Genomic DNA, 14,815 nt, shown 5'->3' on the forward strand with positions numbered 1-14,815 from the left:
TTTAGACAATTAAAGTAGTTTCATGCTGAGTAATATACGCGTTGTTTTAGTTGGGACATCTCATCCCGGAAATATCGGCTCTACTGCTAGAGCCATGAAAACCATGGGCTTATCAAATCTGTACCTTGCAGAACCAAGAGTTGAGCCTGATGGTCAATCAATCGCACTTGCAGCAGGTGCCGCCGACTTGATTAGAGACGTCACCATTGTTGATTCATTATCTGAGGCCATTGAAGGTTGCAGCCTAGTTATTGCAACAAGTGCACGTAGCAGAACCTTAGATTGGCCAATGCTTGTTCCAAAAGAGGCGGGCGAAAAATTAGCACTTGAGAGTCTAAAAGGGCCTGTTGCTATTGTATTTGGTCGTGAAAACCACGGTTTAAGTAATGAAGAGCTGCAAGAGTGTACTTATCATGTTGCTATCCCAGCCAATCCTGAATATAGCTCACTTAATTTAGCTCAGGCAGTGCAAATCATTTGTTATGAAACCCGCATGGCACATTTAGCGTTGGATGAAAAAGTAACTTTTGAAGAGGAATACCCACTATCAGAAGACTTACAACGCTTTTATGTTCATCTTGAGTCGACATTGACTAAAACCAATTTCATTATTAAAAATCATCCAGGTCAGATTATGACTAAGCTGAAACGTTTATTCAGTCGTGCCAGAGTTGAGACGGCTGAAATGAATATTCTGCGCGGTATTTTAACCTCGATAGATAAAAAAATGCCGCAAGAAGATAGCAGCAAAGACAAAGAGTCATAAACTGTTGTTAGTGTCATTTGTATAACGAAGTAAGTAAGACATTCGAAGTTGTAAAAGAAGGACTGTGACATGGGCGTGATAGCGCGATTGAAGGAAGATATTGAATCTATTTATCACCGCGACCCAGCGGCAAATAGTAGTTTCGAGATTTTAGTAAACTATCCAGGCATGCATGCGATTTGGATTCACCGCATTAGCAATAAGCTTTGGAATGCTAAATGGCATTTGCTAGCACGATGTTTATCTACCTTCTCACGTTGGTTCACTGGTATTGAAATCCACCCTGGCGCAACCATTGGACGTCGATTTTTTATCGACCATGGTATGGGGGTTGTTATTGGTGAAACTGCCGAGATAGGCGATGACTGTACGCTTTATCATGGCGTTACATTAGGTGGCACCACTTGGCAAGCAGGCAAACGTCACCCAACGCTTGAGAACAATGTTGTTGTTGGCGCAGGCGCTCAAATTCTTGGACCAATTACAATGCATGACGGGGCAAGAGTGGGTTCTAATTCGGTTGTGGTTAAAGATGTTGCAAAAGAAACAACGGTTGTGGGTATTCCTGCTCGCGTTGTGGCAAAACCTTCCGAGCAATCGAAAGAGCAAACTGAGCGCCGCAGTGCTATGGCTAAGAAGTACGGCTTTGATGCATATGCAGTATCGCCAGATAATCCTGATCCTGTAGCAAGTGCCATTGGTCAGATGTTGGATCACATGCACTTAATGGACTCAAAAGTACAAGAGATTTGCCAAGCAGTACAAACCATGGGCGGCGAAGTCTGCACTGAAAAGTTACCTGAACTCAATGTTGATAACTTTACAGAAGCAGAGCAGGCAGCTGCTGAGAAGCGAATTCAAGAAATTGATAAGTTCGATCCAATTATTTAAGCATTAGCCTTGAAAATGACTTAGTCGATACCCATTTAAAGGTATCGACTTTTTTATTTCTAAGTAGTCGGGTTTTCATAGTAATCAATTTTTTTTGACATACTGCAGTTTTATCACATATTCGGTCAATTATTAGCTCTCTAGCATTGAATCTTGCGGTATAAAAAGGTTAAATACCCCTGCAATTTTTAAGACCTAAATTGTTAGACGCGAACGAGATATAATACTTGAGTGATTTAGTAGGTTAAATACTTGACTAATTTACTCGGGTATGGTGAAATTGCCCTATAGTATATGGGAGCAAATAACGTTATGAAACTGACATCAAAAGGTCGCTACGCAGTGACAGCTATGCTGGACGTTGCTATTCACTCAGCCACCGGGCCAGTTCCCTTAGCGGATATCTCTGAAAGACAGGGAATATCGCTTTCCTATCTTGAGCAACTCTTCGCTAAGCTTCGTAAACATGGTCTTGTATCTAGTGTTCGTGGTCCTGGAGGCGGTTATCGTCTTGGGCAAGAAGCGAACGATATCTCTGTTGGCATGGTCGTGCATGCTGTAGATGAGTCAGTTGATGCGACTCGTTGTCAGGGAAAAGGGAATTGCCAAAGTGGCTCCCGTTGTCTCACCCATTCTTTATGGGGAGATTTAAGTAAACAGATTTCAGAATTTTTAGATGGCATTACGCTTGCTGGATTAATGCATAAACGAGATGTTCAATTTATCTCTTTAAAGCAAGATGAAATGCAGAATGAGCACAGAGTTACTTTGTAGTTTTGTGTTGATGTATCGATAACAATATATGTACGTTGTAAGTGGTCACACAGATGACTGCTCAGTACGGAGTGTATGATGAAGCTTCCTATCTATTTAGATTATGCCGCAACAACCCCTGTCGACAAACGTGTTGCCGACAAAATGGTCCAATTTATGACAATGGACGGTGTGTTTGGTAACCCTGCATCACGTTCTCACCGCTACGGTTGGCAAGCCGAAGAAGCAGTTGATATTGCTCGTAACCAAGTGGCTGATTTAATCAATGCCGATCACCGTGAAATTGTTTTCACATCTGGTGCGACTGAATCAAGTAACCTTGCTATTAAAGGTATTGCGCATTTCTATAACAAGAAAGGCAAGCATGTCATCACCAGTAAGACAGAACATAAAGCAACACTTGATGCTTGTCGCCAGTTAGAGCGCGAAGGCTTTGAAGTGACTTACCTTGAACCAGGTGACAATGGACTTATCCCATTATCAGTGATTGAAGGTGCAATGCGTGATGACACAATTTTAGTGAGCATCATGCATGTGAATAATGAAATTGGTGTTATTCAAGACATCAATGCAATTGGTGAGTTATGTCGCTCAAAAGGTATTTTCTTCCACATGGATGCTGCACAAAGTGCAGGTAAATTACCAATTGATGTGAAAACGACTAAAGTAGATTTGATTTCAATCTCTGGCCATAAAATGTATGGACCAAAAGGGATTGGTGCATTATACGTGCGTCGTAAACCACGCATTCGTTTAGAGTCTCAAATGCATGGTGGCGGTCATGAGCGTGGAATGCGTAGTGGCACATTAGCTACCCACCAAATCGTTGGCTTAGGTGAAGCAGCAGCTATCGCTAAGCAAGATATGATTGAAGATAATGCGCGCATACTTCGTCTACGTGACAAGCTATGGGCTGGCATTAAGCATATCGAAGAAACTTATATCAATGGCGATATGGAACAACGCTACTGCGGTATCTTTAATGTGAGCTTCAACTTTGTTGAAGGTGAGTCATTAATGATGGCGCTAAAAGATTTAGCCGTATCTTCTGGTTCAGCTTGTACCTCTGCAAGTTTAGAACCTAGCTATGTACTACGTGCATTAGGCTTGAATGATGAAATGGCACACAGCTCAATCCGCTTCTCAATTGGTCGTTTTACCACTGATGAAGATATCGAGCATGCAATTAAAGTAATTGATGACTCTATCGGTAAGTTACGTGAAATGTCTCCACTTTGGGAGATGTTTAAAGATGGTATCGATCTGGACCAAGTTCAGTGGGCACATCACTAATACATTATTATCGATAGCGATAAACGGAGCAGAATTGTTATGGCTTACAGCGAAAAAGTAATCGAACATTATGAAAATCCACGCAACGTGGGTTCATTTGATAAGAATGATCCTTCAGTGGTAACAGGTATGGTTGGCGCACCAGCATGTGGTGACGTGATGAAGCTTCAACTAAAAATCGGCGAAGACGGTATCATTGAAGATGCTAAATTCAAAACTTACGGTTGTGGTAGCGCAATCGCTTCTAGCTCGCTGGTAACAGAGTGGGTTAAAGGCAAAAGTGTTGATGAAGCAGCAACGATTAAGAATGCTGACATTGCTGAAGAACTTGCATTACCGCCTGTTAAAATCCATTGCTCTATTCTAGCCGAAGACGCTATTAAAGCAGCATTAGATGAGTACAAATCAAAGCAAGACAAGTAATACCGGAGTTAAGATGGCAATAACAATGACCCCAGCTGCGGCTGAACGAGTGAAATCTTTCCTAGTTAATCGAGGAAAAGGCTTGGGTTTACGCCTAGGGTTAAGAACATCTGGCTGTTCTGGTATGGCTTACGTGCTTGAGTTTGTTGATGAAGCTAACGATGATGATGATGTTTTTGAGATTGAAGGCGTTAACATCATTATCGATGCTAAAAGTTTTATCTATCTTCAAGGCATTGAATTAGATTTTGTTAAAGAAGGCCTAAACGAAGGTTTCCAATTTAACAATCCTAATGCCAAAGGTGAATGTGGTTGTGGTGAAAGCTTTACTGTGTAGCAGTAGAGCCTCACTCTAATTTACCAACATAGAGCATGATATCTGCCAATGAATTACTTTGAATTATTTCAAATAACACCTTCCTTTGATATCGACACCGCTAACCTTGCAGAGCGCTATCGCGAACTGCAAAGGGCGGTTCATCCCGATAAATTTGCTAACGAGTCTGAACAGCAAAAATTGCTGTCTGTGCAACGTACAGCGCAGGTTAATGACGGTTATCAAACGCTAAAAAATCCATTAAGACGTGCAGAGCACATGCTGAGTTTACGTGGCATTGATATAAGCCATGAAACCACTACAGTCAAAGATACCGCTTTTTTGATGCAGCAAATGGAATGGCGTGAATCCCTAGAAGATATCAAAGATAGTCAACAAGCTGATGAATCAATTGATGATTTGTACCAATCGTTTGCTGACTTTGAAAAGACACTTTCGCAATTACTTGCCCAATTATTAGTAACCAACACAGATGAAGATAATTTATCTGCAGCGGATCAAATAAGAAAGCTAAAATTTATGGCAAAATTGCAGGATGAACTCGCAAGAATTGAAGATTCACTACTAGATTAACAATTTGCTCTGTTACTGTAACAGGGCTTTTTATTATCTTTTGAATGATTCTTGATTACTAAACAATTGGAATACTATGGCCCTTTTTCAAATCGCTGAGCCCGGTCAAAGCGCTGCGCCACATCAGCACCGCCTAGCTGTGGGCATCGACCTAGGTACAACAAATTCATTAGTTGCGGCTGTGAGAAGTGGTGAAGCACTGACTTTACCTGATAGTGACAACCAGCATTCGCTACCTTCGGTTGTGCATTACGGGGACGGCATTATCGAAACTGGCGTAGCAGCTCAAATTCACTCTGCCAAAGATCCTAAAAATACCATAGTTTCAGTGAAACGTTTTATGGGGCGAAGCCTTGCCGATATTCAAGCTGGTGAGCATCAACTGCCATACGATTTAACAGCCAGTGACAATGGTCTTCCTATTTTTAATACGGCTAATGGTGCTGTTAATCCTGTTCAAGTATCTGCAGAAATTCTTAAACCGCTTATTAGCCGTGCTGAAAAAACCTTAGGTGGTGATTTAGAAGGTGTGGTAATTACTGTACCTGCTTACTTTGATGACGCACAGCGTCAAGGCACTAAAGATGCTGCTGAGTTATTGGGCGTTAAAGTATTACGTTTATTAAACGAACCTACTGCTGCAGCTATTGCATATGGTTTAGATACTAAGCAAGAAGGTGTTATTGCTATTTATGATTTAGGTGGCGGGACTTTTGATATCTCAATCCTTCGTCTTAATCGTGGCGTATTTGAAGTCTTAGCAACTGGCGGCGACTCTGCGCTAGGCGGCGATGATTTTGACCACCTTTTACAAGCGCATTTACAACAAGCTTTAGGGCTTAATGACCTTTCTGCCTCTTTATCGCGTCAGTTATTAATTGAGTCGCGTCGAGTCAAAGAGCAATTAACCAATACTGATACTTGTGTTGCGTCTGTCACTCTAGATAATGGCGATACGGTAAATACTGAAGTTTCAAAAGCTGAGTTTGAGTCATTAATCGGCTCACTGGTTAAAAAGACCATTGCAAGTTGTCGCCGCACTTTACGTGATGCAGATGTCACTGCTGATGAAATTATTGAAACTGTCATGGTTGGCGGCTCTACTCGTGTACCGTTAGTACGTGAGCAAGTTGAGAGCTTTTTCAAAAAAACACCACTGACGTCTATTGACCCAGATCGCGTTGTTGCCATTGGCGCTGCGATTCAAGCCGATATTTTAGTGGGCAATAAGCCAGAATCAGATTTATTATTACTGGATGTGATCCCGCTTTCCCTTGGTATCGAAACCATGGGGGGGTTAATTGAAAAAGTCGTTACGCGTAATACCACCATTCCTGTTGCCAGAGCACAAGAGTTCACCACATTTAAAGACGGCCAAACGGCTATGGCTTTTCATGTTGTACAAGGTGAACGTGAGCTAGTAGATGATTGTCGCTCATTAGCGCGTTTTACCTTAAATGGTATTCCTGCATTAGCTGCAGGCGCAGCGCATATTCGGGTGACTTTCCAAGTGGATGCTGATGGCTTGTTGAGTGTTACAGCGATGGAAAAATCAACTGAAGTTAAAACCACGATTCAAGTTAAGCCTTCATTTGGTTTATCTGATACCGAAATCGCGACTATGCTAAAAGACTCAATGAAACATGCGAAAGATGATATCACTCGTCGAATGTTAGCTGAGCAACAAGTTGAAGCTTCAAGAGTGGTAGAAACCTTGAGCGCAGCATTAGCCAAAGATGCCGATTTACTTAATCCTCAAGAGCAAGCTGAGATTAATACCGCCATTGAACAGTTACAATTAACTGCTCAGGGTGAAGATACCGACGCTATTGAAAAAGCGATTGAAGCATTAGATGCACAAACTCAAGAGTTTGCTAATCGTCGTATGGACAATTCAATTCGAGCAGCGCTGAAAGGTCAGTCTGTCGATAATATATAGGTGATGAAATGCCACAGTTAGTTTTTTTACCACATGAAGAGCTGTGTCCAGATGGAGCAGTTGTTGAAGCCGAAGTTGGCGAAACCATTTTAGATGTTGCATTAAAAAATGGCATCCACATTGAACACGCCTGTGAAAAGTCGAATGCATGTACTACATGCCATTGTATTGTTCGTGAAGGCTTTGACCAACTAGAAGAAAGCGATGAGTTAGAAGATGATATGCTTGATAAAGCATGGGGTTTAGAGCCTGAGAGTCGTCTATCTTGCCAAGCTAAAGTGGTTGATTGTGACTTAGTGATTGATATTCCCAAGTACACTGTCAACATGGTGTCTGAAGGACACTAGGCTAGATTCTAACTTAGAATATGAAAGGGCAATAACAGCAATGTTATTGCCCTTTTTGGTTTATTCATATTTGTGTAGTTCTGCTTCTTAATAGCAAAGGGGCATGTGTGTTTTAGCCGTTCGTCATAAAGCCATTTATCCAAAATTAGCAGTTTTGAGCAAGAGATTGGCTTTATTGAATTGACATCCAAAAGTATTGACAAGTAACAAGATTAATTTGAATGTTAATCTTCTGCTCATGTTATCTTTAGTATGATTATGTCATAGAGTTCGCCATATAGATTTTACTGAGTTTATTGTCCAAGCATTTAATTTTTAAAGTGGGGTTATATGAGATTATTGTTGGTCGAAGATTCTGAAGCATTACGTCGACCGGTGGTTAAAGCCTTAAAAGCATCTGGATTTGCAGTTGATGCCACAGGTGATGGACAAGAAGGTTTATGGATGGCATTAGAGCATGATTATGATGTCATCATTCTTGATATAATGTTGCCAGGCTTGGATGGCCGTGAAGTGCTTAAAAAACTACGCGAGGCAAACAATGAAACCCCAGTGTTGTTCTTAACTGCAAAAGATTCTATTGAAGATAGGGTAGCTGGACTGCGTTTAGGTGCGGACGACTATTTAGTTAAATCTTTTGCAATTGAAGAATTGATTGCTCGCGTCGAAGCATTAGCTCGACGTAAATATCAACACCGTTCGCCGAAACTTGTGGTTGCGGATCTTGTATTGGATAGGTCTGCTAAAACGGTAAAACGTGCAGAACAAGCCATTGCTTTACCTTCTCAGTTGTATGCATTACTAGAGTTGTTGATGTTGCACACTGATAGCGTTATTTCCCGTACTCAAATAGAACAACATATTTATGATGAACAAGTATCCCCAACGAGTAATGTTGTCGATACTGCAATATGTGCATTAAGAAAAGCCATTAGCGTATCTACATCAAGTGCACCGCTTATTCATACTCGAAGAGGTATGGGTTATATGATTAGCCAGAAAAAACCATGAAGAGTATTCGCAGTAAACTTTTAATATGGCTAGTACCAAGCTTTGTGATTATTGCCATATTAGCGGGTTCATTATTGTATTTTTCTGAACAGCGCAGATTAAATGCCAGCCTTAATAATGAGCTAAATGAATTTTCTCGGATCATGAAGTTAACGTTGATGAGACCAACACCTCGTTTCGGCGCTGTAGGAATAGAACAAGGCTTTGCTTCAAGCACCAAATTAAAACTCAACGATGTGGAAAGTGGTTACTATCTGCAAACTTGGGGCCTCAGCGGTCAAACTCTGAGTAAATCAATTAGCTTAGGTAGTGAACAACTTCATCTCTCCGAAGAGCTAGTTGCAACGAACAATGTTGATGGGATTCAGTTCAATAGCCAATTAAGCTCCGGTGCTGATATCCGTGTTCACTCATTTACGCTAAAAGGTGGACCAAGACGACCTGCTATCAATGTTTCTGTGGCGATTAACCGAGAAGATATTAATCAGAGATTATCTGCGTTTGCTTTTCAATTATTGTTAGGCGGGCTGTTTTTCTGCAGTTTATTATCAGCGATTCTTATTGTTGTAATTAAAAGAGCATTAATTCCTATTCATGACTTGTCAGAGCAAGTGGCTAATGTCGAAGCGGGGTCATTACACAATCGATTAGTTGAAGTTGATGTGCCTGCTGAAATTACGCCGCTGGTGGCAAGATTAAATCAATTACTTGCTAGGTTAGAGCAAAGTTTTGCAAGAGAACGTCAGTTTAATAACGACTTAGCCCATGAGTTACGCACACCACTAGCGGCGATGCGCACCACAAGTGAAGTAGCGCTAAAGTGGCCTGAGCAATCCTCAACAGAAGATTTCCATTATATTGCTGAATCTTCAGCGCAATTGCAACAGACCATCGATGGTTTACTTTCATTAGCCAGAGTTGAAAACTCACGTGCTGAAGTTTTGTTAGAACAAGTGAACTTAGCGAGCCTTGTTGGAGAATGTATCTCGTTACACACTAACCAAATTAACCAACGCAACATGACAATTAATCAGCTTATTGATGATGGTTATTGTGTCCAGAGCGATCCTCGGCTTTTAAGGATGATTATTTCGAACTTAATCAGTAATGCGGTGGAATATGCCCCAGAGAATAGTGAAATCACAATCGACAGTGAAAGTAGATATTCCGTTATACGAGTCGTGAATGATGCACCTAATCTCAACCGAGATGATTTGAATACTATGTTTGATAGATTGTGGCGTAAAGATCTGTCTCGAACAGGAACTAAGCATGTAGGGTTAGGGCTTTCAATAGCACAAAGTGCAACACAAGCATTGTCACTTGAACTCATTGCTGAACTACATGGACAACAGTTATATATGAATCTCAAATATCCTATAGAAGCTAAGTAAACAGAATATTGTTATAAAGTTATTAGTAAAATTTAACTTAACCTTCAGTTATTTAATGATAAACATCTCTTTGCGTTATAAACCTTAAATCAATTTTATTTGCTCATCTTCCGCTCATCTTTGTCAGTTTATGATACAAAAAAGTTAACAACATATTGGAGCGGTATTGTGATAACCAAACTAAAAATTAAAAGCACACTTCGTATTCTCTGTTCTTTGATATTCATTTTTTTCTTAGCAAGCTGTGGTGGTAGCGATGACTCCAATTCCAGTAGTGATGAAACTGAAATAGGAGGCGACCCTGGTGAAGGAAATACGGGTGATGAAGATTCGGGGGAAGACGGTTCAGGTGGAGAAGATAATGAAGATGGTGGTGGCGATGGTGGCGATGGTGGTGAAGGTGGGAATGACGGTGGTTCTGGTGAGGCGCCAGTGCAAAATTTCAATCTTGGCATGGCTGCGCTCAATGACACCGGGATTGGTTTTGGGTCGGACTATGACAGAAACGGCACTGATTGCAGTGTGAGTATTACGGCAAGTGATAATGTAACGAATTTAGCGCAAGACTGCAGTCAAGGACGAAGTGCTGTTACTGATTCAGGGCAAAATGGTGCTAATGGGTTTGATTTCACTCGTATAAATGCAGATGGCTCTGAATATACTGGCAGTGGCAACTATACATCTTCCCCTTGGGCCTGCGTTCGAGATAATCGTACAGGATTAATGTGGGAAGTTAAAACTCGAGACGGTGGTATTCGTGATGCGAGCAATACTTATCGCTGGGGCGGGTTAACTGCACGAGAAAGGGAAGGGATTGAACGAAAAGGTGATTACTATGATGACTGGAATGGGTTAATCATCACAACCAATGAAGAAAACCTTTGTGGTTACAGTGACTGGCGAGTACCGAGTAACAGCCATTTAATGTCAATTGCGCACTTTGGTGCCTCAAGTCGTGCGACAAAAATAGATACCGATTACTTTCCGAATACTGTAAGTGAATTCTATTGGAGTGCGTTACCCTACAGTGGCGAACATGGTGAGTTCTATGCTTGGGCTTTTCAATATGTATTTGGGAATAATAAAAATATTCAACGTTATCAATCTGCTGCAATACGTTTAGTTAGAGTGATTGATCCCGTTTCAACTGAAGCCAATATACAAGAAACGCCAGATGAGCGTTATGTGGTACATGATGATGGCACCGTAACAGATTCGGCTACAGGATTAATGTGGGCTCAATGTGTTGCCGGTCTTGATGGGCTGCAGTGTGATAACGGAACTGCTGATGCGATGGATTGGGGGGATGCGTTAGCGTTTGCGCAGAATCATGATTTGGCTGGCTACAGTGATTGGCGTTTACCGAACAATAAAGAGTTATTTTCGCTGGTTGATTTCACAACCGTTTCACCTGCGATTAATTTAAATGTATTTCCCGCCACAACCCAAGAATACACTTGGAGCTCATCACCTATGATTGAGTTTTCACAGGACTCTTGGTTTATTAATTTCAAAACAGGGTTAAATTGGTTTAAGGGCCGCAGCGATGCAATGTTAGTGAGAGTCGTACGTTCTGGCATTGACGATTTACAGCTTGCAGAAGTTGATGTTCAAGAAGGAGAGGCCATCATAAGTGATGATGGTTTAGGTACGGTATCTGGCAGCATGGAACCTGTTGATATTCACGCTCAAGTGCTAATTAATGAACAAGGCTTAACGGGCGACCCAACTGTAGGCCGCGATTTACCTAACATCAATGATGCCAAAGCCCAATTAGGTAAAGCATTATTTTACTCTAAACGCTTAAGTGGCGAATACGATACTGCATGTGCATCTTGTCACCACCCGGTGCTTGGTGGTGGTGATAATCTATCTTGGCCAGTGGGATATGATGCGGTAGATGTTTTTCATGATTTTAACCCTAACTTGCTTGGATCAGGCCGTTATTTTAATGGCAGTGATGCAGGTGAGCTAGAAGGCTATCCTGTTATTGGTCGTAATGCGCCAACCATATTTAATCTGGGGTTGTTAGATAGGGGCTTATTTTGGGACTCCAGAATAGAAAGTGTTAATAATACGCCAGGAGCTCGCGGCACTGATGGCGGTATTATTACCCCAGATTCAACTAGTTCTACCACTGCTGATAACAACATTCCTTCGGGGGCATCGCTTGCCAATGCTCAGTCGCGTTTTCCAACCATTACTCACAATGAAATGCGCGGTGATGAGCCTTTAGGCACAAGCAATCAAGCGTATCGCGATATGCTCGCTGAACGTTTTGAAGGAGATGCTGAATGGGAGGCATTATTTATTGATGCCTATGGCAATAACACTATTACGTTTGATTTAATTGCCGAAGCACTAGCCGCTTTTGAGGAGTCGATGATTTTTGCTGATAATCCATGGAAAGAATACCTCGCAGCTTTGCGTGGTGAATCTAATAAAGACATTGATACATTGAGTTTTAATCAAAAAGTCGGAGCGGTGTTATTTATGACCGCGGGTGATGAAGGCGGCGCAGCCTGTAGCCAGTGTCATTCAGGTGACAACTTTACCGATGGTGAATTTCATGCCATTGGTTTAGGCCAGGTTGGCCCAGGTAATGGTGATGACAACCAGTTTGTCACTGGTAGTGATTTTGGGCGTCAGAATGTGACGGGTGATATAGGAGATGCATATCATTTTCGCACTTCGCCTTTGCTTAACATTGCCGTGACAGGGCCTTATATGCACAACGGCGCATTATCGACATTAACTCAAGTGATGGATGTGTATGGCAATCCTGGCGGTGCGATGAATAACTTACTCGGCATCAGTACAATTCTTAATGCTAATGCTTCATTCAATGAAATAGGTAATGCTGAGTACTGTGAGCTAACTTCGGTAGTGGATATCATGAGTAAATATGGTGAAAGTTGTGAGCAGGTTTATAACAACATGAATCCTTATGCGTTCGACAATACCCGCTTTTTATTTAGGCAGAGTTTTGATGAAACAACATCTAATTCGCCTGCGCCAGAAATCGATATTAACATCGATCAATCTAATACCGTTGTTGAGTTCATGGATGCGCTAACTGATCCTTGTGTGACCGATAGAACGTGCATACAACCATGGATTTATGATGCTAGTAATTGGCAGCTACACCCTGACTACAACAGCAACCCAAGTTGGATCCTCATTGGTGAAGATAAAAATGGTGAACAGCTATAGTTAGTTAGCAGCTTTAATTAACTGCTGCTGGTAGGCCAATTGGGGCTAGCTCTGTTTAGCAAACACCAAGCAATTGACGTTGAGTTGATTGAGTCTACGTGAAAAGCAACGGCACTCAGCCGTTGCTTTTTTATTTCGTCACTTGATTTTATAGCGTCAAATTGCGATATAAATAATGGCCGCACAGTGAATTATCACTTTTAGGCTTTGAATTAACCTTGAGTTAGAGTTTGCCTACAATAAATTGTATGATGCGATGAGTTATTCGCACTTATTGATTTTGAATGGAATAGTCAATGTCAGCACCTGATTTACGTCCGAAACAAAAACGCAGTCAAGAAACCCATGATAAGTTTCTAGTGTCATTACAAAACGCCCTTAAAGTTAAATATTTTGAGCACATCAGCATTAAAGAGTTAGCTGAAGGTGCTGGGGTGTCTGTAGGTACTTTTTACCGTCGTTTTGAAAACAAAGAAGCGTTATTGCCGCTGCTTTACGATGCGTTTGGGAAGGAACTAGGACAATGGATTGATCAAATGGAGTCCGCAGAATGTCATACGCTTGAGCAGCAAGTGACTTTGTTGTGTCGTTCAACCAACGATTTTCTTGATGCTAGAAAAAGCGTTTTTAGGACTATTCATTTAAATGCACGGCTTCATTCAGATACTATGTTTGCTAACCCCACTCTAGATAGAAATGAAGCCTATAGCCGTTTATCAAATTTGTTATTAAAGTTTTCTCCCGACAACAATGATTCGGTTCAAGTTGACCTTAAAAAGCAGCAAGCTGCCGACATGGCGATATATATGTTGATTAACAGTTTACTTGATAAGATTCTATACCCTAGTTTAACGCCTGCAATAGCATGCTCAATGGATCAAGAAACCTTCGTAACAGAACTCCCCCAAATGCTGCTTAACTACTTACTGCCGAGTTTTGCGAACCAGTAATGTACAGTGCTTTATTGGTTTGAACGATGGCTAAATAGAGTCGTTTAAATGTGAGTTCTTTATTGCTGAGTAGCTTGAGGTTTATCACAAATTGAGTAGAACCTAAGTCACATGGTTACATTTTGATTATGTGATGCCATTAGGCCTATGCATGTTGACGTAAATTTCGTATAATCCGCGCGAATTTAAAAACCCTATATCAAGAAGGAAGCTTTTCATGGCTATCGAACGTACTTTTTCTATCATTAAGCCTGATGCTGTTGCAAAAAACCACATTGGCGCTATCTACAACCGTTTTGAAACTGCTGGCCTGAAAATCATCGCTTCTAAAATGGTTCACCTAAGTAAAGAACAAGCTGAAGGCTTCTACGCTGAGCACAGCGAACGTCCTTTCTTTGGTGCTTTAGTTGCATTCATGACTTCTGGTCCTATCATGGTTCAAACGCTTGAAGGCGAAAACGCTGTTCTAGCTCACCGTGAAATCTTAGGTGCTACTAACCCAGCTGAAGCAGCTGAAGGTACAATCCGTGCAGATTTTGCTGAAAGCATCGACGAAAATGCTGCTCATGGTTCTGATTCTGTAGCATCTGCAGAACGTGAAGTTGCATACTTCTTCAGTGCTGAAGAGTTATGTGCTCGCACTCGTTAATTCTTAATTCTTACTGAATTACGCAAAAAAGGAGCCTAATGGCTCCTTTTTTTGTGCCTAAAATTGCTGATAGCTCTTCTTGCTTCTATTCCAACCCCTGCTCGGAACTTATAGCCGTTTTATCGATTGATTTTTCTTTGTGTTTCCAATCGAAACCGAGACTTTCTTATTTTCATATATGTGAATAAGTATTCCTTTTTTATTTGCTAAAAATTCAATTGTTGCAATTACCTTCTAATCAGATTGAGTTATTAC

At 41.2% G+C, this 14,815-nt stretch carries 14 protein-coding genes; all 14 read left to right on the forward strand.

What is annotated here, in order from left to right; all coding sequences use genetic code 11:
- Positions 1–22: 22 nt before the first annotated feature.
- The 14 genes from trmJ to ndk all read left to right on the forward strand — a co-directional run bounded on the left by trmJ (position 23) and on the right by ndk (position 14,560).
- The gene (gene trmJ / locus K5Q58_RS17150; protein ID WP_220755115.1) at positions 23–766 is read left to right on the forward strand and encodes a tRNA (cytosine(32)/uridine(32)-2'-O)-methyltransferase TrmJ; all 744 of its coding nucleotides are present in this window, start codon (positions 23–25) and stop codon (positions 764–766) included.
- Positions 767–835: 69 nt separating this feature from the next.
- Complete coding sequence (gene cysE / locus K5Q58_RS17155; protein WP_220755116.1) at positions 836–1,657, forward strand: serine O-acetyltransferase; 822 nt, start codon at positions 836–838, stop codon at positions 1,655–1,657.
- A 312-nt stretch (positions 1,658–1,969) separates the two neighbouring features.
- On the forward strand, positions 1,970–2,431 hold the full coding sequence (iscR, locus tag K5Q58_RS17160) for a Fe-S cluster assembly transcriptional regulator IscR (protein ID WP_220755117.1): 462 nt from the start codon (positions 1,970–1,972) through the stop codon (positions 2,429–2,431).
- Between the two features lie 78 nt (positions 2,432–2,509).
- On the forward strand, positions 2,510–3,724 hold the full coding sequence (locus tag K5Q58_RS17165) for an IscS subfamily cysteine desulfurase (protein ID WP_220755118.1): 1,215 nt from the start codon (positions 2,510–2,512) through the stop codon (positions 3,722–3,724).
- A gap of 39 nt (positions 3,725–3,763) precedes the next feature.
- On the forward strand, positions 3,764–4,147 hold the full coding sequence (gene iscU, locus K5Q58_RS17170; protein WP_102526360.1) for a Fe-S cluster assembly scaffold IscU: 384 nt from the start codon (positions 3,764–3,766) through the stop codon (positions 4,145–4,147).
- A gap of 13 nt (positions 4,148–4,160) precedes the next feature.
- Positions 4,161–4,484, forward strand: a complete 324-nt coding sequence (gene iscA, locus K5Q58_RS17175; RefSeq protein WP_102526361.1) for an iron-sulfur cluster assembly protein IscA — start codon at positions 4,161–4,163, stop codon at positions 4,482–4,484.
- Positions 4,485–4,532: 48 nt separating this feature from the next.
- Positions 4,533–5,057 carry a co-chaperone HscB gene (hscB, locus tag K5Q58_RS17180; protein WP_220755119.1) on the forward strand — a complete coding sequence of 175 codons (525 nt, stop codon included), beginning with the start codon at positions 4,533–4,535 and terminating at the stop codon, positions 5,055–5,057.
- A 76-nt stretch (positions 5,058–5,133) separates the two neighbouring features.
- Positions 5,134–6,996, forward strand: coding sequence for a Fe-S protein assembly chaperone HscA (gene hscA / locus K5Q58_RS17185; RefSeq protein ID WP_220755120.1), 1,863 nt, complete (start codon positions 5,134–5,136; stop codon positions 6,994–6,996).
- Positions 6,997–7,004: 8 nt separating this feature from the next.
- Positions 7,005–7,343, forward strand: coding sequence for an ISC system 2Fe-2S type ferredoxin (fdx, locus tag K5Q58_RS17190; protein WP_102526364.1), 339 nt, complete (start codon positions 7,005–7,007; stop codon positions 7,341–7,343).
- Positions 7,344–7,673: 330 nt separating this feature from the next.
- Complete coding sequence (locus tag K5Q58_RS17195) at positions 7,674–8,354, forward strand: response regulator transcription factor (protein ID WP_220755121.1); 681 nt, start codon at positions 7,674–7,676, stop codon at positions 8,352–8,354.
- Entirely contained in the window at positions 8,351–9,748 is a 1,398-nt protein-coding gene (locus K5Q58_RS17200; protein WP_220755122.1) for an ATP-binding protein, read from the forward strand. The genes K5Q58_RS17195 and K5Q58_RS17200 overlap by 4 nt, the downstream gene beginning before the upstream one ends.
- A 168-nt stretch (positions 9,749–9,916) precedes the next feature.
- Complete coding sequence (locus K5Q58_RS17205; RefSeq protein ID WP_220755123.1) at positions 9,917–12,961, forward strand: DUF1566 domain-containing protein; 3,045 nt, start codon at positions 9,917–9,919, stop codon at positions 12,959–12,961.
- Between the two features lie 296 nt (positions 12,962–13,257).
- On the forward strand, positions 13,258–13,911 hold the full coding sequence (locus K5Q58_RS17210) for a TetR/AcrR family transcriptional regulator (RefSeq protein WP_220755124.1): 654 nt from the start codon (positions 13,258–13,260) through the stop codon (positions 13,909–13,911).
- Positions 13,912–14,128: 217 nt separating this feature from the next.
- Positions 14,129–14,560, forward strand: a complete 432-nt coding sequence (gene ndk / locus K5Q58_RS17215; protein ID WP_102526368.1) for a nucleoside-diphosphate kinase — start codon at positions 14,129–14,131, stop codon at positions 14,558–14,560.
- Positions 14,561–14,815 lie beyond the last annotated feature (255 nt).

This window comes from Shewanella sp. KT0246 (assembly GCF_019654955.1).
Lineage (GTDB): Bacteria > Pseudomonadota > Gammaproteobacteria > Enterobacterales > Shewanellaceae > Shewanella > Shewanella goraebulensis.